The 21,892-nt window shown below is 69.4% G+C and carries 18 protein-coding genes; 2 read left to right on the top strand and 16 right to left on the bottom strand.

Annotation, left to right across the window (positions count from 1 at the left end):
* Nucleotides 1-3: 3 nt before the first annotated feature.
* The 9 genes from Q0568_RS01845 to Q0568_RS01805 form a co-directional block, all read right to left on the bottom strand.
* Nucleotides 4-1,323 carry an extracellular solute-binding protein gene (locus Q0568_RS01845; RefSeq protein ID WP_298861314.1) on the bottom strand — a complete coding sequence of 440 codons (1,320 nt, stop codon included), beginning with the start codon at nucleotides 1,321-1,323 and terminating at the stop codon, nucleotides 4-6.
* Between the two features lie 40 nt (nucleotides 1,324-1,363).
* Nucleotides 1,364-2,248 carry an aldolase gene (locus tag Q0568_RS01840; RefSeq protein ID WP_298861311.1) on the bottom strand — a complete coding sequence of 295 codons (885 nt, stop codon included), beginning with the start codon at nucleotides 2,246-2,248 and terminating at the stop codon, nucleotides 1,364-1,366.
* 14 nt (nucleotides 2,249-2,262) lie between these two features.
* Nucleotides 2,263-3,210: a PfkB family carbohydrate kinase gene (locus Q0568_RS01835; protein WP_298861305.1), complete on the bottom strand. Its 948-nt coding sequence runs from the start codon at nucleotides 3,208-3,210 to the stop codon at nucleotides 2,263-2,265.
* Complete coding sequence (locus tag Q0568_RS01830; protein WP_298861302.1) at nucleotides 3,207-4,448, bottom strand: AGE family epimerase/isomerase; 1,242 nt, start codon at nucleotides 4,446-4,448, stop codon at nucleotides 3,207-3,209. Before Q0568_RS01830 ends, Q0568_RS01835 begins: the two co-directional genes overlap by 4 nt.
* Nucleotides 4,445-5,596 (bottom strand): Gfo/Idh/MocA family oxidoreductase, encoded by a 1,152-nt coding sequence (locus Q0568_RS01825; RefSeq protein ID WP_298861299.1) that lies wholly within the window; start codon nucleotides 5,594-5,596, stop codon nucleotides 4,445-4,447. Before Q0568_RS01825 ends, Q0568_RS01830 begins: the two co-directional genes overlap by 4 nt.
* 152 nt (nucleotides 5,597-5,748) lie before the next feature.
* Nucleotides 5,749-6,438 (bottom strand): GntR family transcriptional regulator, encoded by a 690-nt coding sequence (locus Q0568_RS01820; RefSeq protein WP_298861296.1) that lies wholly within the window; start codon nucleotides 6,436-6,438, stop codon nucleotides 5,749-5,751.
* Between the two features lie 22 nt (nucleotides 6,439-6,460).
* Complete coding sequence (locus tag Q0568_RS01815) at nucleotides 6,461-7,693, bottom strand: threonine synthase (RefSeq protein ID WP_298861293.1); 1,233 nt, start codon at nucleotides 7,691-7,693, stop codon at nucleotides 6,461-6,463.
* A 106-nt stretch (nucleotides 7,694-7,799) separates the two neighbouring features.
* Nucleotides 7,800-10,604 carry an FAD-binding and (Fe-S)-binding domain-containing protein gene (locus Q0568_RS01810; RefSeq protein ID WP_298861290.1) on the bottom strand — a complete coding sequence of 935 codons (2,805 nt, stop codon included), beginning with the start codon at nucleotides 10,602-10,604 and terminating at the stop codon, nucleotides 7,800-7,802.
* Between the two features lie 122 nt (nucleotides 10,605-10,726).
* Entirely contained in the window at nucleotides 10,727-11,692 is a 966-nt protein-coding gene (locus Q0568_RS01805; protein WP_298861287.1) for a LysR family transcriptional regulator, read from the bottom strand.
* A gap of 82 nt (nucleotides 11,693-11,774) precedes the next feature.
* Here Q0568_RS01805 and Q0568_RS01800 point away from each other — a divergent pair, with 82 nt between their 5' ends.
* Nucleotides 11,775-12,842, top strand: coding sequence for a putative sulfate exporter family transporter (locus Q0568_RS01800; RefSeq protein ID WP_298861284.1), 1,068 nt, complete (start codon nucleotides 11,775-11,777; stop codon nucleotides 12,840-12,842).
* On the opposite strand, the gene corA is transcribed toward Q0568_RS01800, so the two are convergent.
* The 5 genes from corA to Q0568_RS01775 form a co-directional block, all read right to left on the bottom strand.
* Nucleotides 12,843-13,859 carry a magnesium/cobalt transporter CorA gene (gene corA / locus Q0568_RS01795; RefSeq protein WP_298861281.1) on the bottom strand — a complete coding sequence of 339 codons (1,017 nt, stop codon included), beginning with the start codon at nucleotides 13,857-13,859 and terminating at the stop codon, nucleotides 12,843-12,845. It abuts the gene before it with no gap.
* 57 nt (nucleotides 13,860-13,916) lie between these two features.
* Entirely contained in the window at nucleotides 13,917-14,489 is a 573-nt protein-coding gene (locus Q0568_RS01790) for a copper resistance CopC family protein (RefSeq protein ID WP_298861278.1), read from the bottom strand.
* A 117-nt stretch (nucleotides 14,490-14,606) separates the two neighbouring features.
* Nucleotides 14,607-15,197, bottom strand: a complete 591-nt coding sequence (locus tag Q0568_RS01785; RefSeq protein WP_298861274.1) for a hypothetical protein — start codon at nucleotides 15,195-15,197, stop codon at nucleotides 14,607-14,609.
* Between the two features lie 26 nt (nucleotides 15,198-15,223).
* Nucleotides 15,224-16,510, bottom strand: a complete 1,287-nt coding sequence (locus Q0568_RS01780; protein WP_298861271.1) for a serine hydrolase — start codon at nucleotides 16,508-16,510, stop codon at nucleotides 15,224-15,226.
* A 63-nt stretch (nucleotides 16,511-16,573) separates the two neighbouring features.
* Nucleotides 16,574-17,968: an AAA family ATPase gene (locus Q0568_RS01775; RefSeq protein ID WP_298861268.1), complete on the bottom strand. Its 1,395-nt coding sequence runs from the start codon at nucleotides 17,966-17,968 to the stop codon at nucleotides 16,574-16,576.
* Nucleotides 17,969-18,037: 69 nt separating this feature from the next.
* On the opposite strand from Q0568_RS01775, the gene Q0568_RS01770 reads away from it, so the two are divergent.
* The gene (locus Q0568_RS01770; protein WP_298861265.1) at nucleotides 18,038-19,111 is read left to right on the top strand and encodes a hypothetical protein; all 1,074 of its coding nucleotides are present in this window, start codon (nucleotides 18,038-18,040) and stop codon (nucleotides 19,109-19,111) included.
* 15 nt (nucleotides 19,112-19,126) lie between these two features.
* Here the strand turns inward: Q0568_RS01770 and Q0568_RS01765 are convergent, their stop codons facing one another.
* On the bottom strand, nucleotides 19,127-21,154 hold the full coding sequence (locus tag Q0568_RS01765) for a cytochrome c oxidase assembly protein (protein ID WP_298861262.1): 2,028 nt from the start codon (nucleotides 21,152-21,154) through the stop codon (nucleotides 19,127-19,129).
* A 69-nt stretch (nucleotides 21,155-21,223) separates the two neighbouring features.
* Nucleotides 21,224-21,511 (bottom strand): HU family DNA-binding protein, encoded by a 288-nt coding sequence (locus Q0568_RS01760; protein ID WP_285638350.1) that lies wholly within the window; start codon nucleotides 21,509-21,511, stop codon nucleotides 21,224-21,226.
* Nucleotides 21,512-21,892 lie beyond the last annotated feature (381 nt).

Here is a 21,892-nt window from a genome sequence, read left to right as displayed (position 1 = left end):
GTGCTACCCCTTGGCTGCGATTCGCTCGTCGACGATCTTCTGCGCGTCCTCGGCGGCCTTCTCGGGGCTGGTACCGGTCATGGCCGCGAGGCCGGACGCCTCGACCGCATTGCGCATGTCGAGGTCGAGGAACTGGAAGCGGGGTGCGATGACGAGCTTGCGATCCAGCCACGGCGCGATGCGCTTCAGGTCGGGGTTCTTGTACTCGACCCCCGCCACCGACGTGTGCTGGGCGGTCGCGTCGCCGTACTCGCCAGCGTTCTTCGCGTCGCTGAGGAACTCCAGCCAGGCCAGCGCGGTCGGCTTGTTGGCGCTCTTGGAGTTGATGCCCAGGATGAAGGTCGCGTTGTAGATGCCCTCGTACTTGCCCTCGCCCTTCGCGTTGGTGCGTGCGGGCACGAGGTCGATCGGGAACTTCGCCCCCAACGCGCGCACCGCGGCGATGTGGTAACTGCCGGTCGACAAGATCGCGGCCTTCTGCGTCGCGAACATCTGCTGGGCGGGCTCCACTGCGGTGCCGGCGGCGTTGGGCTGGATGTACGCGCCGAGCTGCTGGTATTTGCGCAGCATCTCGATGAACCAGTCATCCGTGCACTTGTACTCGCCGTTCTCGATCTTCGTGAACATGTCATCGGACGGGGCGATGTTCATGACCATCGAGTTCATCAACTGGCCCGCGTTGCCGGCATCCGCCCCGGGGAACGCGATCGGCGTGAGTCCCTTTGCCTTGAGCTTGTCGAGCATGTCGATGTAGGAGTCCCAGTCGGCGGGTGCCTCGGTGACGCCGACACTGCTGAGCAGGTCCATGTTCGCGATCGGCACGTTGTAGACGATCTGGTACGGGTAGCCGTACTGCTTGCCGTCCTTCGCGCCCTCCGTGATGAGGCTGGCCTGGTACTTCTCGGTCAGTCCAGTGTCGTCCAGGGGGATGAACAGGCCGGTCGAGGTGAACTGCTCGAACTGATCGCCGCGCCCGGCCACCGCGACGTCGCCGATCTTCCCGTCGCGCAAGCGTCGGAAGGCCTGCGCGGCGTAGTCGTTCGAGGTCGAGATGTCCTGGCTCACCGAGGTGCCGGGGTACTTCTCGACGAACTTCTTGATCAGGTCAGCGAACGCCTCGCGGTCCTCGCCGCGCCAGTGCGCGAACGAGATGTCGCCCTTGACCTTGCCGCCGGGCTTGAGGCCTCCTCCGCTGCCGGCCGTACTCGTGCCCGCGCCTGTACCGGGTCCTGCGCACGAGGCGAGGACGGCGCTCAGGCCCAGTGCTCCTGCGGCTCCGAACAGCTGGCGGCGCGTCGGCTGCCACTTCTCAAATGCAGACATTCCCATTACTCCGTTGTGTTGGTGGTGTGTTGCTGGGTGGTCATCGTCCGACCGCACGGTCGGCGACGTCGCAGAGCCGCCGCAATCGTGCGACGGCATGGGTCTCGAGGTCGGCGGTCACGTCGTCGGCGCCGAGGGAGGGCGCCCAGACGGCACGGCCGGCGAGGAATCCGGACGCGCCGGCGTCGCAGGCGATCCGCACCGCCTCGGGAAATAGATCCGGGGAGACGCCGGATGACAGAATCACCCAGGGTCCGTCGACGGCTGCGGTCAGCCGTGCGCATTCCGCGCGCAGCACGACCTCGTCGCCCTTCCCGTGCAGGGGCATCTCCGCCTTGTACAGGTCGGCGCCGAGCCCTCCCAGCTCCGCTGCTGCCTGGTGAATGCCCGCGTTCCAGTCCCAGTCCCCACCCGCGAGCGGGGCGCGCGAGACCGGCTCGATGATGCTGGCCAGCCCCGCGTCGGCGCAGATGCCGATGAACTCGCGGGTCATCGCCACGCGCTCAGCGGGATCCTCATCCGGACGGTGCAGCACGAGCAACTTGAGCGCGACCACGCCCCGGGCTTTGAGCGCGCGCGCGTCGACGAGCCGGTCGATCGTGACCTCGCCCACCAGCTCGCCGTGCGCCGACTCGAAGTGGTCGGCGGAGCCGATCAGACCGCAGCCCGAGTCGACGATGCCCTGAGAGATCGCCTCGTCGAGCGCGAACTGCCGGTCGATCAGGACCGCGGACGCGTACGGGGTGAGGATACGGGCCGCATCGAGCTTGAAGGCCGTGACCTGCTCGTCCGTTACGGGGGTGTCGCTGTGCTCGGCGAGCATGTTCCGCAGCGCCTCCCGCTGGTCGACTGCCAGCATCGCGAAGGCTCCGGACGGTCTGCGCAGGGGTGCGAGACGGTCGGTGTCGGTACTCGTGTCGGTCATTCGTGTTCCTCTTCTCAGACGGCTTCTCGGACGGTCCGGGCATCCGCTTCGGCCGCCGTCAGCACCCGCATCGTCTCGTCGTGGTCGGGTATGCTCGATCTCCCGTCGATGCCGCGGCAGGAGAGCGTGGCCACGACGGTGGCGTAGGCCACCGCCCGTTCGAATCCGCCCTCGAGCGTGCCGTCCTCGTTGCGGATCAGGGCGGCGATCAGCGCTCCATGGAAGACGTCGCCCGCGCCGAGAGTGCTCACGAGCTGGACCGCAGGAGGGGCAGCGAAGACAGCGGTGCCGTCGGCGCGCAGGCCGTGGGACCCGCGACCTCCGTCGGTGACGACCACGGCTCCGGCGCCCTCGGCGAGTGCGCGGCGCATGCCGTCGGCGATGCCGACGGCGCCGTAGCGCCGCTCGAGCGCCTCGCGGGTGGGGGCGTAGAGGGCGGTGTCGTGCAGGTTGAGGCCGGGGATGTGGTTGCCCGCGTCGATCGACAGCCGGATGCCCGATCCGACCCGCTCCCGCGCGTTGTGCACCGCACGCCAGCCGTGCTGATCGACGTGCACCCACCTCGCTCCGGCCACCAGCTCGAGGGCGCGCGGGTCGCCGGAGACCTCGAGCGCGGGCCCGACGCGATTCACGATCGCCCTGGACCGCTCGGCGCCGCTGATCACGACGATGCTGCGCGAGGTCTCGGCCCCGGGCACGGTCACGATGCCGGAGATGTCGACGCCCTCGGAGCGCAGTCGCTCGCGCACGCGATCGGCTGCCTCATCCTCTCCCACCGCTGCGATGGCGGCACTCGGCACGCCGAGGCGTGCCGCGGTGACCGCGGCGGTGGCCGCCGGACCTCCCCCGCCGAACACCATCCCCGAGGCGACGATGCGCTCGTCGGCGCCCGGGTACCGGTCGACGACCGCGATCGAGTCCTCGGTCGCGACGCCTACGAAGACCGCGAGTGCCGATGTCATGACGTCACCGAGTCCAGCAGGCCGGCGGCGAGTGCCGGTGCCATCGCGGGAGCCAGGGGCAGGCGCGGCACCAGCAGGCAGTGCATCAGGTGGTAGATGTCGGGCTTACCGTCCCAGACCTCGGTGGAGACGACGTTCTCCGGGGAGAGCTCCTGCCACCATGAACCGTTCTCAGTGTCCATCAGGTGGTTCTTCGCATAGTCCCAGAATCGCTGGTACCACTGCTCGTACTGCTCCTCGCCGGTGACGTTGTACAGCGCGGACGCGCCGCCCATCGCCTCGACCACGACCCAGCGGATGCGCTCGCGCACCACCGGCCGCCCGTCCCAGCCCACCGAGTACACGAATCCGGGGTTCCCGTCCGGCTCCCATGCGTCGCGCACCGCCGCCTGGAAGACGCCGACAGCATCTTCGAGCAGCCATTCGGGGGCATCCAGGCCACGATCCAGGAGCGACGCGCGCAGCGACAGCAGCAGGCGGGCCCATTCGGTCCAGTGACCCGGCGTCCCACCGTAGGCGCGGAAGCGGTGCGCACGGTTGTCGGTGTTGTACTCGAACAGCGGGTCGAGGTTCTCGTCGAAGTGCTCCACGACCCGGTAGCTGTTGCTGCGGGCGACGTCGTGGATCACCCGGGCCGAGATCGCGAGCGCGCGGTGCAGCCACACATCATCGCCGGTGACATCCGCGATCACGAGGAAGGCCTCCACCGAGTGCATGTTGACGTTGCCGCCGCGGTACGCCTCCGTCTCGGTGAAGTCCGCGTTCCACGACTCCAGGCTGACCTGGTTCTCGTCATCCCAGAAGCGCTTCTCGAACAGCTCGATGGCGTCGTCCAGCAGCTCGCGCGCGCCCGGCCGGCCCGCGGCCGTGGCGCTCGCGGCACCGAGGAGCACGAAGCAATGGGCATAGCCGGCCTTGGTGTCATCGACCGGGCCCGCCGCATCCACCTCGGCGAACCATCCGCCGTTGACGTGGTCGCGCAGCACGCCGTTCAGTGCCCGGATGCCGTGATCCACGTACGAAGCCGCGCCGGGACGACCCATGAGTGCTGCCAGCGAGTACACGTGCACCATGCGGCTGGTGATCCAGAGCTCGGTGTTCTTGTCCTCTCGGACCGCGCCCTGGTTGCTCAGCCAGCCGAATCCGTTCGACACCTTAGCGGCACGGCCGAATTCGAAGGTCCGGTCGGCCTCCGCCTCCAGCCAGCGGGCGTGCGCAGGGGTGTTGAGCCACTTCATCCGAGGACCTCCTGTCCGAGCCTGGCCGAGGTGAGGTCGAGCTCGACGGGCGCGTGCTCGACGACGGAGCGCTCGGCGGCCATACCCATCAGCACCGCGCGGAGCCCGTCCTCGACCGTGACCTCCACCTCGGCCTGTCCGCGCACCACCTGCTGGAACTTCCGGTGCTCGAAGTACGTGGATCCGTAGTGCCCTCCGGCGAGCAGCAGCTCCTGGTCGACGACCACGTCCTCGCGCTGCGGACCCTGCGGGTCGCGGGGGCTGAACTCGATGTAGGCCGGGGTCTCCGCGGCATCCCAGTGATGAGCCGACACCGGGACGCCGATCTCCACCTTCGCGATGTCACCCACGACGGACATGTGCTCCTGGTACCGGCTGCCCTCCGCGAACATTGAGAGGTTCAGCATCGCTCGGCTGCCGCGCGAGAAGTCGACGACCACGAAAGCGTTGTCGAGGATGTCCGGCACGTGGCCGTCGTACTCCTCGTCCTTGTGGTTCACGTCCGCTGCGCCCGACGCGTACACCCGCACCGGCTCATCCTGCAGGATCAGGCGCATGAGGTCGAAGAAATGGCAGCACTTCTCGACGAGGGTTCCGCCCGTGCGGGCCGCGAAGCGGTTCCAGGCATCGACCTTGTGCAGGAACGGGAAGCGATGCTCGGTGATCGCCAGCATCCGCGGCGTTCCGACCCGGCCGCCGTGGACGTCCTTAAGGAACGACTGCACGGGCGGCATGTAGCGGTACTCCATCGCGACCCAGACGGGCGCCGGATAGGCGGCAGCGGCCTCTCGGATGCGCTCGACGTCCTCGACCGAGGTGACCAGCGGCTTCTCGACCAGGATCGGCAGGTGCGCACCCGAACCGAAGACGTCCAGCAGGATGCCGGCGTGGGTGTCGTTCGGCGTGGCGATGAGGAGTGCGTCGAGCTGTTCGCTCGCGAGCATCTCGAGATGAGAGTCGTAGGTCGCGACATTGCGGGTGAGCATGTCGCGGGCCCTCTCGATCGACGGGGCGTGCGGGTCGGCGATCGCGACGATCTGCGCGCCGTCGATCAGCTCGGTGTAGCGGATGTGCTCCTGACCCATCGTGCCTGCGCCGATCAGCCCGTACCGCAGTACCCTCGACGAGTCGGTCCCGGTCCCTGGCATCGTGTCCATCCTCTTCCTGATGTTCTATTTCCAACATTTTCTGTCGGAATGCGAACAACGATAGCCAGAGGAGAACAGCCCGTCAAGAGTCATCCCCGAGGTGGCCTTCGGGCCCCGCGGCGCGGCATGCCGGAACTCCCGCGGGTGAGCCGCTACTGCGCCGTCGCAGCGAGGAAGCTCCGGTGCGAGTGCCGGATGTGCTCACGGGCGAGCGCCGACGCATCCGCGGCATCGCCGCGCGCGATGGCTGCCACGATCGCCCGGTGCTCACGCAGCGACTCGTCACCGCGACCCGGCCGGCGCGCGGAGAGGGCGTTGCCGAGCAGCATCTGGTCGAGCATCGGCTCACCGGCCCGGAGGATCCGGGAATTGCCGCTCGCCTGCCACAGGGCGCGGTGGAAATCGATGTCCAGGCGCCGGTAGCCGTCGATGTCCTGCGCCGCAAGGCGCTCCGCCTGCTCGTCGCACAGCCGCGCGAGCGCCGCCGACTCGGAACCGGATCGCGCATCCTCGGCCGCGAGGGCCGCCGCCATCCCGTCCAGCGCCTCCCGGAGCTGATAGATCTCGGCCGCGTCGTCCTCGCCGAGGTCCGGCACGAAGAAGCCGCGGTGCAGCAGGGAGGCGATCAGCCCCTCGCGCTCGAGTCGCACCAGGGCGGCCTTGATCGGCGTCGCCGACAGCCCCAGCCGATCCGCGATCGGTCGCACGGTCACCCGCTCGCCGGGGGCGATCCTGCCGTCCAGGATGCGCGCCCGGATGTCCGCATACGCGGCATCCGCAAGGCTGGAGCGCGGCAGCGGGACGTCCTCGCTGTCTGCGATCTGCTCCTTGTGCTCGCTCATCCGTCCCGATTCTAGACGCGGCCTAGAGCGACGTGCCGGTCGGCGCCCCCGAGCGGTCGAGAACGGGCAGCGTCACCCCGAGCACGTCGCCGTACTTGTTGCCAGCGCCGGTGTTCAGCAGCACCACCTCGTCATCCTCAGCGATCCAGCCGGAGCGTCGCAGCGCGCCCGCCGCCGCCACGGTCGTGGCGCCCTCCGGGCACGGCAGGATGCCCTCATCCTCCGCGATCGCGTGCAGCGCGGCCATGGTGTCCTCGTCGCTGACCCGCACCGCGACGCCGCCCGTGCTGCGCACGGCGTTCAGCACGCTCGGCGCCCCCAGCGTCGGCGACGGGACGTTCACGCCGAAGGCGATGGTCGACGTGTCGCTCAGGGCCTCGACGTTCTCCGCGCCGGACTCGAACGCCCGCACGATGGGGTCGCAGCCGGACGCCTGCACGCTCACCAGCCGCGGCATCCGCCCCGCCGGGATCCACCCCAGCTCCTGCAGCTCGAGTAGTGCCTTGTGGATGCCGATCAGGCCCACCCCGCCCCCGGTGGGATACAGGATCACGTCGGGGACGCGCCAGCCCAGCTGCTCGGCGATCTCCAGCCCCATGGTCTTCTTGCCCTCCACGCGGTAGGGCTCCTTGAGGGTGGAGACGTCGAAGTGATCGCCCTTCTTCACCAGTTCGGCGACAGCCCGGCCGGCATCCGAGATGAGCCCGTCGATGAGCGAGATGTCAGCGCCCGCGAATGAGGACTCGGACCGGTTGATGCGGGGCGCGTCGATCGGTTGGATCGCGGTGAGGTCGATGCCGTAGCGTGCGCTGTAGCTCGCCCAGGCCGCCCCGGCATTGCCGTTGGTCGGCATCGCGATGCGGGTGATACCCAGTTCCGCGGCTCGCGCGACACCGACGGCAGCGCCGCGGGCTTTGAAGGTGCCGGTCGGAAGCGCGGACTCGTCCTTGAACTTCAGGCGCGACAGCCCCAGCCGGCGCCCGAGGGCCGGCAGATCGATGAGTGGGGTCATGCCCTCCCCGAATCCGCGGACGGCATCGGCGTCCTGCACCGGCAGCAGCTCGTGATAGCGCCACAGATCGGGTTCACGCCGGGCGATGATGTCGGGGTTCACGTGCTCGCGCACAGCGTCGAGGTCGTAGCGGGCGAACAGGGTCGCACCCGCATCGGAGAGGTTCTGCGGCCTGGTGGGGTCGTAGACCCGACCCGTCCGACTGCAGGTCAGGGAGCTGAAATAGCTGAATCGTGACGACATCGTGAATCCTCCAATTTTTAGGTTTTAAATCCAATTTGGGAGCGTAGCACTCCCGGCATCCGCCGACCAGGCCCGCCTTCGCCGGCCGGACCGGCCGCGCGACAGCTCACCGACGCGACGCGAGCAGCTCCGCGAGATGCATGGTCGGACGACCGGTCAGGTCGCCCACCTGGATCCGGCAGCTCATCCCGTCCGCCAGGACAACGGCATCCGGGTGCTCGCGAAGGCTCGGCAGCAGGTGCGTCTCGGCTACCGCGACGCTCACCTCGTAGTGTCCCTTCTCGACGCCGAAGTTGCCCGCCAGCCCGCAGCAGCCGTCGACCCGGGTGACGGTGGCGCCGGCCCCGCGCAGCAGATCCTCGTCCGCGCTCCAGCCGAGGACCGCGTTCTGGTGGCAGTGCGGCTGCGCCACCACCTCGACCCCCGTGAGATCAGGGACGGGGAGCGTCAGCCGGCCGACCAGCTCCGCGAAGGTGAGCACACCCTCCGCCACCCGTCTGGCGCGGTCCGAGTCGATCAGCTCCAGCACGTCCGAACGCAGCGTCGCCGTGCAGGACGGCTCCAGACCGAGCACGGGCACCCCCGAATCGACATAGGCCGCGAGCCGCTCGACGGTGCGCTCGACCATGGGCCTGGCACGATCCAGCTGACCGGTCGTGATCCAGGTCAGGCCGCAGCACGCGTCGTCCTGGATCACCCGGGCATCGACTCCGTGCGCCCGCAGGTACTCCAGCGCCGCCACACCGGAACGCGGGAAGAAGTGATCCGTGAACGAGTCGGCCCAGATCCAGACATCCGGTTGCCCCGCATCGGTCGCCGACGCCGCGTCGGTCCCCCGCAGCGTGCGGGTGGCGAACGTCGGGATCGAGCGCCGCCGATCGATCCCGACGACCCACTTGCCGAACGCCGCCAGCGGAGGGATGCGCGCGCCGGCGTTCGCCAGGGCGGCGAACGGCGCGGCCAGCCGCGCCCAGAACGGCAGACGACCGAGAGTGATGTGCGTGCGAGGGCGCCGGATGCCACCGACATCGTGCTTCTGATGCAGCGCCTCCGACTTGTACGCGGCCATGTCGACCCCGGTCGGACAGTCTGTGGCGCACCCCTTGCACGCCAGGCACAGGTCCAGCGCCTCAGTCACCGCGTCATCGGCCAGCCCGCCGCGCAGCAACCCGCCGTCGAGCGCCTCCTGCAGTACGCGGGCGCGCCCGCGCGTGGAGTCCTTCTCGTTCTTGGTCGCCTGATACGACGGGCACATCACCCCGGCGGGATGCGGCGCGACGCACTTGCCCACGCCTGTGCAGCGGTGCACCGCTGCGCCCAGGTCGCCGTCGTCGTGCAGCAGCCTCAGCGCCGTGCGCGGCCTGGCACGCGGCCGGACGGCGCGCAGATCGTGGGTGATGTCGGCCACGCCCTGGCCGGATGCGTCGGCGATGACTTCGGGGTTCATCAGTCCGCGGGGGTCGCAGATGCGTTTGACCTCGCCGAACAGGCTCAGCGCGGCGGGGTCGTACATGTAGGGCAGCAGCTCCGACCGGGTGCGTCCGTCGCCGTGCTCGCCGGAGATGGTCCCGCCGTACTTCCGCAGCGCGGCCGCGGCGGCATGCATGAAGTCGCGGAACACACCGGCGGATGCCGGAGCACCGGCGTGGAACGGGAAGTCGATCCGCACGTGGATGCACCCGTCGCCGAAATGCCCGTACGGTATGCCCTGCAGTCCGTGCGCGACCAGCAGCTCCTCGAACTCCCGCAGCCACGCGCCGAGGTGCTCGGGCGGCACGGCGGAATCCTCCCAGCCGGAGTAGGCGGGCGTCGCGAGGGAGCGCCCCGCGAGGCCGCCGCCGTCCTCACGGATGCGCCAGAGCACGTCCTGCTCGGAGGTCGCGGTGACGATCCGGGACGCGAGACAGTCCGAGGCTCGGATGACGCGGAGGGCGGCCGCGTCCACCGCCCCCGGATCGCCGCCGAGTTCGGCGAACAGCCAGCCGCTGCCGCGCGGCAGCTCCGGGACGATCACCCCCTGACTCCGCACGAGATCGAGGATGCGGGAGTCCATGCCCTCGAGCGCCGTGAGCTTCAGCTCCGGTCCTTCGTGGGGTGCGACGGCGCTGCGGATCTGCGGGACGACGTCCGCCGCATGCGCCATGTCGGGGTAGCCGAGCGCGACGAGCACACGGGTGGCGGGCGCGGACACCAGACGCACGGTCGCGCGGGTCACTGTCGCCAGGGTCCCCTCGGTTCCGACGAGGAATCTCGGGATGCTGCGCCGCTCGGGGAGCAGATGCTCCAGGGAGTAGCCCGAGACCTGCCGCCCGAATCTGCCGAACTGCGTGCGCAGCACGGCGAGGTTCTGGTCGGCGAGCGCCGTCAGCCGCCCCGTGATCTCCTGCGGGGCGGCGTCCGAACCCCAGATCACCTCGAGGTCCTCGACGTTGTCGACCGTGCGCCCGTAGCCGAGCGCACGCGACCCGCAGGCGTTGTTGCCGATCATCCCGCCGATCGTCGCGCGGGTGTGCGACGACGGGTCCGGCCCGAACCGCAGTCCGTGCGGGGCCGCCGCGCGCTGCAGATCAGCATGGACGACACCCGGCTCGACGACGGCCGTTCGCGCGTCGGGATCGACCTCCAGCACGCGGGAGATCGCACGCGTGTCGACGACGATACCCGCGCCGACGGCGTTCCCCGCGATCGAGGTGCCCGAGCCGCGCATCGTCAGCGGCACACCGAGCAGTCGGGAGACCTCGTGCACAGCGTGCAGTTCGTCGACGTGCCGCGCACGCACGACCACCTGGGGGACGACGCGGAACAGCGAGGCGTCGGACGAGTACATGGCCCGGTCGATGTCGCTGACCGAGACGTTTCCGACTCCTCGACCGCGCAGTTCGCAGACGATGTCGGCGGCGATTCCCACCACGGCCCGCTCCTTCTCCGGTGGATACCCGGCTTCGGGATCATACGCGCATCAAGGCGCATGATGTTGATTTCTCAACATTCAATGTTGCTTATCCGACACGGTAGGCGGCCGTGAGGTGGTGGTCAAGTACGTCTCGGCACCAGCCGCAGTGAAGTGGTCTCTAACCGGCCTCCTCCTCGCGACGCCGCCACTTCCACTAGCTCGCGACTCGTCAGCCCCAGGTCGCGGGAGCCGCCACGCCACAGTGCGGTGATCGCCCGCTCCACGGCTGGCCCCTCGATCGGAACCTCGACCAGACGACCGAGCCGGATGTCATCCGCGACTGCCAGCCTCGACAGCATTGCAGGCGCGATCCCTTCCGCGACGGCCAGCCTTACAGCGGCCGAGGTGGGGAGCACGACGACGGGCGGGGTCACGTCGCGGCCGAGCGTTGCGCGCGCAGCATCCTCCCAAGTACGACGTGTGCCACTCCCAGCCTCCCGCGCGACCAGGCCGGTTTCGGCCACTTCGGCGGAGCCGACACCGTCGCGTCCTGCCCAGGGATGGCCCGGCGCGACGACGAGTGCAAGGGCATCCACCCCTACGGTGCTGTGCGACAGTCCAGCAGGGATCGACGACGATTCGATGAAGCCGAGATCCGCGGTGCCGCTGCGGATCATCTCGGCCACCTCGACGCTGTTCCCGGTGATCAAGCGCACAGCGGTGGGCGCCAGCCCCTCCTGGATCTGCCGCTCGCGAAGCGCCACGAGCCACGTCGGCACCATGTGGGCGGCGACAGTCTGACTCGCGGCAACGGTCAGCTCACGACGACGCTCGTCGCGCAGAGTCTCGATGCCGACTTTGAACCGCGCAGCCCCGGCGAGCACGTCCGATGCCCAGGATGCGACCGTCTCACCTTCAGGAGTGGGCGAGACGCCCGACGGCGAGCGCAGGAAGAGTTCCATGCCGAGCTGCCGCTCGACACCCCGCAGTCGCACCGAGGCGGACTGCTGCGAGACGCCACACTCGCGCGCCGCGGCCGAGATCGAGCCGTAGCGTACGGCGGCTACGAGCAATTCGAGCGCATCCAGTTCCGGGACATCGCGCACTCACACACCCACAATCCAGTCCTGTACCCCTATCGACGATAGACCGGTACCGCGCATGCCAGCCATAGGACAGGCTGGAACAATGCAGCTCTCCCCCGTCCAGACCCTGCCCACCCGGCTCACCCGCCGAGGCGGCGACGTGCTCCCCGGAGTGATCATCACCGCCGCCATCGCCCTGGTCTCCACCGGCATCGGCGCGGTCCTCCCCGTGCTGGGCTCGGCGGTGCCGGCCATCATCATCGGCGTGCTGCTCTCGCTGGTGCGCCCGCGCATCATGGCCGGCCGCGAGCAGCTGAACACCCGCATCCAGCCCGGCATCGCCTACTCCGGCAAGTTCCTGCTGCAGCTGGCGGTGGTGGTGCTGGGCGTGCAGCTCTCGATCGGCGCCATCGCGAAGGTCGGCCTGGAGTCGCTGCCGATCATGCTCACCACCCTCACCGTGTGCCTGGTCGGTGCCTGGCTGCTGGGGCGGATGCTGCGCACCGAGCGCCGGCTGACGACGCTGATCGGCGTGGGGACGGGCATCTGCGGGGCATCCGCGATCGCCGCCGTCTCGCCGGTGATCGGCGCGGCCAGCGCCGAGATCGCCTACGCCGTCTCCACGATCTTCCTGTTCAACATCCTCGCCGTGCTGATCTTCCCGCTGATCGGCCACGCGCTCGCGATGGACCCGCACACGTTCGGCCTGTTCGCGGGAACAGCCGTCAACGACACCAGCTCGGTGGTGGCCGCCGCCGGCGTGTTCAGCACCGCGGCCCTCGGCTACGCGGTGGTGGTCAAGCTCGTGCGCACCCTGATGATCATCCCGATCAGCATCGGCCTGTCGGTCTATGAGGCGAAGAGGGATGCCGCCGGCCAGCGTCTGACCGGCCGCCGCATCGCGAAGCTCGTGCCGTGGTTCCTGATCGGTTTCGTGATCGTGGCCATCATCAACTCGCTGGGCGCCATCCCACCCGGCCCGCGCGAGTTCCTCGTGCACGCCAGCGTGTTCCTCATCGCCATGGCACTGGCCGGCATCGGCCTGTCCACCGACATCCCCGCGCTGCGCCGCGCCGGCTGGCGTCCGCTGGCGCTGGGCGGGATGCTGTGGATCCTCGTGACGCTCACCTCGCTGGCCACCATCGCCGTGACCGACGCGATCGGCGCCTGACTACAGCCATCCCTTGCGCTTGAACACCGCGTACAGCACCCCGCCGAACGCGACCATCCCCAGGATCGCCATGGGGTACCCGAACGTCCAGTGCAGCTCGGGCATGACGCGGAAGTTCATGCCGTAGATGGCGCCGATCAGCGTCGGCGCGAACAGGATGGCCGCCCAGCTGGAGATCTTCTTCATCTGATCGCCCTGGCGGACGCTCTCCTCGGTCATCCGCTTCATCTCGTCGTTCTGCCGGCGCGCGACGATCGTGGACGCCACGGTCAGGGCGTTGTCGAGGATGGTGCGGAAGCTCGCCGCACGCTCGGCGATGCGGATCGTGTGGTCGTGCACGTCACGCAGGTGCCGCTGCAGCTCCTCGTCCACGGCGGGCCTCTTCCCGCCGTGCAGCAGCGCCTCCACCATCGCGGTCAGCGGCTGCACGGCGCGTTGGAAGTCGATGACCTCGCGACCGAGCTCGTAGATGCGCTGCGTCGCGTCGACATCCTCCACGAACAGCTGGCTCTCGATCTCGTCGATGTCGTTCTCCAGCCCCGCCAGCACCGGCGCGTACTGGTCCACGACCTCGTCGAGGATGGCGTACAGCACGGCCTCCGGCCCGCGGGCCAGCAGTTCGGGATCGGACTCGAGGCGGTGCCGCACCCGGCCGAGGTTCGGCGCCTCGGCGTGCCGGACGGTGACGACGAAGTCCGGTCCGACGAAGACGTGCACCTCGCCGAACTCGACCTCCTCCTCGGCATCCAGATACCGGGCAGGGCGCAGCACGACGAACAGGTGCTCGCCGTACTGCTCGATCTTGGGCCGCTGATGACCGGCGAGAGCATCCTCCACGGCCAGCTCGTGCAGCCCGAACTCGGTGGCCACCTCCTGCAGCTCCGGCTCGCCGGGCCGATACAGGCCGATCCACCCCATGCCGCCGCGGGAGCGCATCAGCTCGAACGTCTCGTTCAGGCTGGCCGGGTTCTCGGTGCGGACGCCGTCCACGTAGATCCCGTTGTCGATGATGGCCATGCGGCACCTCCCGGCCCGACGGTACCAGCCGCCGGCCGGGAGGAGCGGATGCCGGCGTCAGCGCTTCTTGCGCGAGGCGAACACGATCACCAGAATGATCGCGATCAGCAGCACGACGCCCAGCCCGATCAGCAGCGGCCACTGCAGCGCGCTGGTCTCCGAGGGCGCGGGGGCGGGGATCTGCGACGGGGTCGCGCTGGGCGATGCGCTCGCGCTCGGCGCGGTGCTCGCCGTCGGCGCCGGTTCGGGCGCCGCCAGTGTGAACGAGAACTCACCCGAGGTGGGATGCCCGTCGGCGGAGACGATCTTCCAGGTCACGTCGTAGGCGCCGTTCGGCATCCCGGGCTTGAGGGGCACGGTCACCGTGTCGGCCAGGATCGCCGGATCACCGCCGACCCAGTCCGTCCCGTCGGCGCCGACGACGGTCATGGCCGTGCCGCTGTTGTCGGAGAGCGACAGCACGTTGTTCGAGAACGTCAGCACCACCTGCTCGGGAACGGTGGTCACCTCCGATCCCGCAGCGGGTGTGCTGGAGACGAGTTGGTCGTGGGCGGATGCCGGAGCGGCGATCATCAGGATGGCGGCAGCGGCCACGACGACCCCTGCCAGGGCTGTGCGGATGCGGAACATGGGAAACCTCTCTTCGCCGCCGAGCGGCGTCTGTGTCTGTGTGGGCGCGCGTGCACGCCGGAGTGCCGCGGGTGCGGCGGATGGCCGGGATCGTGAGTGCGACCCGGCATCAGGTGATCAGACCAGACGAGGAGGTCCTCGCCATCGCAGCGCGGAGAGGTGCGACTCGCGCCTGCGCGGCGCGGGGGTCATCGCCCAACGGATGCTGACGGGTTCGGCCTCGAGCGCGGGGAGCAACACTGGGACGGCCCGGGAGAACCATGCGGCCACGGCGCGTGCGACGGCCAGCAGCGCGTGCAGGGCGAGCTCGCCGCGGTGCAGCAGGCTGATGGTGACGATCGCGGCGATGCCGTGCCCGATCCACATCCCGGCATCCTGCGGCACGAGTACGGGTGTGTCGGAGAGCACGATCGGCAGGGCCTCGTGCACATGAGGGGCGATCACGCCGCGCGGCGTGATCGAGCCCAGCACGAACAGGCCGTGGAAGAGCAGCTGCGAGACCAGCACCGAGGCGCCCAGGCGCAGCAGCGAGAGCCGGCGTCCGGCCAGCAGCGTGCAGACCATCAGCGACAGCAGCCACGGCACGGCGATGCCCAGCATCCCGGGCATCCCGCCGCCGGAGAAGACGTGCGATGCCAGCGCGACGAACGTCGCGACGCCGGCAGCGATGAACCCGCGCAGCAGCGGGGTTCTCCGGGAGGGGCGCACCCCTCCATCCTTTCACGCGCTGGGCGTCACTGCGCGGGTGGCTGGCAGATCGCGGCATTCGCCATCTGCTGCGCATACTGCTCTGCCGTGAACGGCAGGCCGAACTGCGGCGCGGTCTGCCCCTTGGCTGCCGGCGCCTTCGACGCGATCGCCGCGAGCTCCCATGCGAGGTACGCGGCCGGAGCGCTGCCGGCGCTGGAATCGTTGAGCGTGACGGCCACCGTGAAGCCCGTCGCAGGGTCGGAGTACGCCGACGTCGCGTAGCCGGGCACCCAGCCGTGCTGCCCGATCATCGAGCCGACCAGGTACGCGCCGCCGGTGGCCTGGTACCAGGCCGGAGCGCCGGGTGCTGCGGGCAGGGGCGACGCGAAGCGGGCGGGCTTGGCATCCTTGGCGCGCAGCGCCTGACGAGCCTCGGCCTGCGCGTACCGCCCGAGGTCGGTGATCGTGGAGACGACACCGGAGTCCGTGTAGCCGATGCTCGCCGAGCTCTCGGTGATGTCGACGGGCTTGGCGCAGTCGTAGGTGCCGTCCTCGGCGAGCGGCAGATAGGCGCCCTTCAGCGCCGGAGCAGGCTTGGGCACGGCGCCGGCGGCACCCGGCAGCGACGTGGACTTCAGGCCCAGCGGCGTCGTCACGTACTGGCTGATCAGCTGCGATGCGGACTCGCCGGAGATGCGCTCCAGCGCCATCCCCAGCATCAGGTACCCGGCATCCGAATCGCGGTACGCGGTGTGCGCGGGGCCGCGCTGCTGCCCCAGGCCGAAGCTCGCCAGCTGCAGTGGCGCCCACACGCGGTCGGGGGTGTTCAGCAGGTACGGCTTGACCGCGGCCTCGGACGAGCCCACGCCGCTGGTGCCGTTGCACAGGTCGAGCAGCGTGATGTCGCTGAGATCGGCGACCCCCGACACGTACTTCGTGACGGGCGCGTCCAGCTTCACCTTGCCGTCGTCGGCCATGCCGTACAGCACGTCGCAGGTCATCATCCGCGTCACGTCGGCGATGCGGAACGACATGTCCTTGGTGACCTTGGTGTCATCGCCCTTGGCCTGCGTGCCGAAGCCGGTGACCCACTCGCCGCTCCATGGCACCCAGACGCCCACGATGGCGCCGGAAGCCCCTGTGGCCGTGATGGCCTGCTCGACGGCGGCCTGCATCTGCGCGGTCAGGTCGTCGGGAAGCTGCCCGTTGACCTGCTGCGGAGGGTCATATGTGAACTCGGGGGCGGATGATGTGCAGCCGGTGAGTGCCACGATCAGCGCGGTCGCGCCGACGACGGCTGCGCGCAGACGGCGCGACGAACGAAGATGCATGAATCGACTCTCCCTGAGGCGGACCCTCCGAGTCTAGAGTGCGGATGCTGGGAACCTTCCGGCTCAGCCCTCCACGGCCTGAGCCTTCTCGGCCTGTCTGGCCTCCCACGCCTCGCGCATGAACCGCCGCACGTCTTCATCGACGCGGATGTCGGACGGCCGCAGCGGCCGCGTCAGGTAGAGGCCGTCCAGCGCGGTGAGCCTGGACAGCGCGACGTACGTCTGCCCGGGGGCGAACGCCCCGGAGCCCAGATCGATGACGGCCTGGTCGTAGGTCTTGCCCTGCGACTTGTGGATGGTGACCGCCCATGCCAGCCGCAGCGGGAACTGCGTGAACTCCGCCACCACCTCCCGCGAGAGCGTCTTCGTGCCGGGGTTGTAGGCGTAGCGCAGCCGCTCCCACACGGCCGGCTCCACGTCGAACTCGTCTCCGTCGATGTCCACGCGCACGGTGCCGCCGAGGATGCGGGTGACCGTGCCGATCGAGCCGTTCACCCAGCGCGGGGGCTCGCCCTGCATGTTCACGTCGTTGCGCAGGAACATCACCTGCGCGCCGACCTTCAGCTTCAGCTCGGCGTCGGCCGGATAGTTGCTCGTGCCGCGGCCGAAATCCCCGTTCACCTCGGCGTGCGCGGTCTGCTCGCGGCCCGGGAGTGCGGCCAGGTGCCGGCTGTTGATGCTGTTCACGATGTCGTTGCGCGTGGCGAGGGTGATGACGGGAACCTCGCCGGGTTCGGGTTCCGGGGGCTTCCGGGCGCCCTGAGCGTTGAGCACGTCGGCGATCTCCTTGGTCACCCGCCCGTATCGCACGGCGTTCAGCATGGCCTTGAAGCCGTCGTCGGACTGCCGGTGGATGTGCACGAGCTCGTGCACGTGCAGCCGGGCGCCGTGGGAGCCGAGGTCCAGCATCCCTCCGCCGTCGGCCAGCCCCCCGGTCCACACCTTCGCGTCGAAGAACCAGAAGGAGCGGTAGTGATCCTGGATGTAGCGCAGCTCGTCGCCTCGGGGCGGCACGGGCGCCAGCTGGTACGGGTCGCCGAACATGACCACCTGCACGCCGCCGAACGGCAGCCCGCGCTTGCCCCTGGCCTGCCGCAGCGAGCGGTCGATGGCGTCCATCAGATCGGCGTTGACCATCGAGATCTCGTCGATCACCAGCGTCTGGATGGCGTTGAGGATGCGCCGTGTGGCATCCGACTGCTCGATCTCGCTCTCGGCGATGAGCCCGATCGGCAGCCGGAACAGCGAGTGGATGGTCTGACCCTCCACGTTCAGCGCCGCCACGCCTGTGGGCGCGCAGATCGCGATCTGCTTCTGGGTGTTCCAGGCGAAGTGCTGCAGCAGGGTGGACTTGCCGGTGCCGGCGCGACCCGTGATGAACACGTGCTCGTCGGTGTCCTCGATCAGGCGGAACAGCGCCTGCTGTTCATCGGAGAGGGTCACGGGCACGCACCCCATGTTAAGCGGACTGGCGCCGCGGTGCCGCCGCTCGGCGCCATCCCAGTCCCGATCCCTAGACTTGTCGGCATGATGCAGGGGCGGGGGGTCTCACGGCGGCGGTCCACGCTCCGCTCCGACCTGACCATCCTCGGCCTGGTCGGAGTGCTGCTGATCGCCGCCCTCGGCGCGGGCGGCATGTCGCTGTACCAGCAGGTGTACAGCCCGTCCGCCTTCGTGCAGCGCTATCTGGATCTGCTCTCCGCCGGCCGCGCTGCCGACGCGCTGCGGGTGCCGGGGGTCCCGCTCCACCTGGCGACGGCGAAGGACACCGGCATCGACGCGACGGCATCCGAGGCGCTGCTGCGCACTGCCGCGCTGGCGCCGCTGACCGACTACTCGATCGCCTCGGAGAAGCGCAGCGGCGACGAGTACAGCGTCAAGGCGGAATACCGCGCCGGAGGGGTGCGCGGCACCACGACATTCCGCGTCGTGCAGGACGGCTGGGCCGGCGTGGTGCCGAACTGGCGGTTCGAGCGCAGCCCGCTCGCCGAGATCGAGCTGACCGTGCGCGGCTCCGACTCGTTCAGCGTGAACGGGTTCGCCCTGCAGCGCGGCCAGGTCTCGCCGCAGGGAGCAGAGGCGAAGCCGCTGGATCCCCTGCACCTGCTGGTGTTCACGCCCGGGGTGTACTCGGTGAGCGTGGACACGGCGATCTCCGCCACCCCCGGTGTGCGGGTGCTGGCAGACGAGGCGCTGGCGCGCACCCCGGTGGACGTGCAGGCGCAGCCGACCAAGAAGTTCAGCGCCCTCGTGCAGCAGAAGGTCGACGAGTTCCTCACCGCGTGCGCCACGCAGGAGGTGCTGCTGCCCACGGCCTGCCCGTTCGGACTCGAGGTGCAGAACCGCATCGCCGACGGCACGGTGCCGAAGTGGTCGATCGCACAGCAGCCTGTGGTGACCATCGAGCCCGACGGCGCGAGCTGGCGGATCCCGGCGGCGGATGCCGTCGCCCACATCGACGTGTCGATCAAGTCGGTCTTCGACGGCTCGGTGCGCAAGGTGTCGGAGGACGTGCCGTTCCAGGTGGACGGCACGATCACCATCCAGCCGGACGGCACGGCATCCATTCGCGTCGGCTCCCCCGACGTCGACACCGACTGACCCGCTGCACGGGCGTCAGTGCGCGGACTCGGCCTCTCGGTCGTGCTCCGCCAGCTTCGCGAGCCTGGCGTTGTACTCCTCGAGCTCGGCGTCGCCGTCGCGGTCGGCCGCCCGATCCCGGCGGCGCTGCAGCTTGTCGTCGGAGCGGGACCACTGGATGCCGACGATGGTCGCCAGGATCAGCGTGGGGATCTCGCCCACCGACCACGCGATGCCACCGCCGATGTACTGGTCGTCCAGCGGAGACGGCCCCCAGGTGCGGCCCATCGACCCGAACCACTCCGCGACGAACAGGCCGTTCTGCATCATGATCGCCATGCCGAAGAACGAGTGCATGGCCATCACGGCGATGAGTGTGATCAGCCGGCCCGCGTACGGCAGGCGGTACGGGACCGGATCGATGCCGATCAGCGACATCACGAACAGATAGCCCGAGATCAGGAAGTGGATGATCATCCACTCGTGCCCGAGGTGGTCGTACATCGACCAGCGCAGCAGGTCGGTGAAGTAGAAGGCCCACAGCGAGACGATGAAGATCGCCGCAGCGACGATCGGATGCGTGATCACGCGCGAGAAGGGTGTGTGCACGGCCCACATGATCCACTCGCGGCCTCCGCGCGTGCCGTCGTCGCGCTTGTGGATGGCGCGCAGCGCCAGAGTGATGGGAGCGCCGCTCACCAGCAGCAGCGGGATGGCCATGGTGAGGATCATGTGCTCGGCCATGTGCACGCTGAACAGGTACTCCTGGTACTCGTTGAGCGGTCCGGACGTCACCCACGCCAGCAGCAGCAGCCCCGACACCCAGAAGATCGTGCGGTGGATCGGCCACGCGTCGCCGCGACGGCGCAGCCGCACCACCCCCACGACGTAGAAGATCACGCCGAAGCCGACGGCGACCAGCCACAGGATGTCCAGGTCGTATCCGGTGAACCAGCGGTCGAGCGTGAGCTCGGGCGGCAGCGGGGAGTCGGTGAGTCGCTGCGCCGCGGTCGGGTTGACCGGCGGGATCTCGCCGATCGGCGGGGGCGTGCGAGCCAGTGCGGCCGCCGCGCCGGATGCCAGCCCCATCAGCATCAGTTCGCCGAGGATCAGTGTCCAGAACGAGCGCTTCTCGTTCTCGCCGTCGAGGGCGGGGATGATGCGGCGGCGGTACCAGGCACCGAACAGGCCGAGCCCCATCAGCAGGATGGCCTTGCCGACCACGATCAGCCCGTAGGGCGCGAGCAGCTCGCTCCAGGAGCCGAGCGCGACGACGGTGCGTGCGACGCCGGACACGGCCACCACCACGAAGGCCGCCAGGGCAAGCGTGGAGTACCGGCTCACCAGCAGCGGCAGGTCGAGGGCATCCCTCTTCGAGACCCTGGCCGGCGTGCCCTGCCGGCCCGTCTTCTTGGCGGCGTTCGAGCCGCGCAGGACGATCAGCAGCAGGAGCCCGCCGATCCAGACCGCCGCGCCGAGGGTGTGCAGCAGGATGGCGTTGACAGCGGTGGTGTGGCCGGCGACGTCGCCGGAGTGGCCCTGCGTGGCCAGCGGGAGGAAGGATGCCGCGGCGAGCCCGGCCGTGATGAGGGTGCCCGTCCAGCTGCGCCACCCGAATGCCATCAGCGTGATGACCGCGCCCATGAGCACGGTGATGAGCCAGGCCTGGCCGAGTGGCAGGGTGAGCAGGAATGTGCCGAGCTGCTCGCCGAAGGTGCTGTCAACGGAGAGCTTGGGGTTGAAGGCCGCCAGCAGGGTCATGCCCGCAGCCATCGCGGAGGTCACGGTGAAGACGGCGGCGCCGATGGATGCCGTGTCCAGGGCGATGTCGAAGTGCCGCTCCCCGCTGCGCAGACCGAACAGCGCCAGCACCAGTGAGCCGAGCATGGCAGCACCGGAGAGGTTGGCGACCATCTTGACCGCGGGGAGCCCCCACATGACCACGGGACCCGGGTCGAGGAGCTTGGGCGGGATGGCGCCCCCGCCCACGACGAGGGCCACCAGCAGCCCGGCGGCCGCGCTGGCGATCAGGATCGCGAGGCCCGCGAGGCGGTATGACTTCACCCCTCCAGCCTACGCGGGACGCAGGAAGGCCGCCCCCGAGGGGACGGCCTTCCTGCGCGCTGTGCAGTCTTACTTGACAGCAGCCTTCAGCTTGGAGCCGGCGGTCACCTTGACGCGCTTGCCAGCGGGGATCTTGATCTCGGCGCCGGTCTGCGGGTTGCGGCCGGTGCGGGCGGCGGTGGCCACCTGCTCGAACGAGATCCAGCCCGGGATCGAGACCTTGCTGCCCTTGGCGACGGCGTCGGAGACGGTGCCGAAGAGCGAGTCGAGGACGCGCGAAACGGTCGCCTGGCTCTCGCCGGTTGCGGAAGCGATGCTCGCGACGAGCTCGGTCTTGGTGATGGACTTGTCAGCCATGTCATCCTCCAGCGACGACGGTCCGTCGCATCGTGTTGAGTGCGGGGGAGGTTCCCCCGTCGGTCGAACGACCGCCTCGAATGTACCAACCACAGCCGACAAAACCGCGTCATTTCGCGGGTTTTGGCGTGTTTCTCAGCGATCTCACTCACTTGAGCCCCACCAGCCACGTCTGCACCGTGCTACGGGCGCCTCACTGAGGGATCATGGACACCGACACGACCCCCGCGCGGGCTCGCACCGTGCTGCTGGGCCGTGCCCCCGCGCGCTCACGCACGACGGTTAACGCAAAAGAGCCACCCAACGATGGGTGGCTCTTTCACAGAAGAAGTCCGGCGGTGTCCTACTCTCCCACAGGGTCCCCCCTGCAGTACCATCGGC

The sequence above is a fragment of the uncultured Microbacterium sp. genome (assembly GCF_937927635.1).
GTDB lineage: Bacteria > Actinomycetota > Actinomycetes > Actinomycetales > Microbacteriaceae > Microbacterium.
The sequence above is the reverse complement of the archived record's forward strand: the minus strand, read 5'-3'. Positions and strand labels throughout refer to the sequence as shown.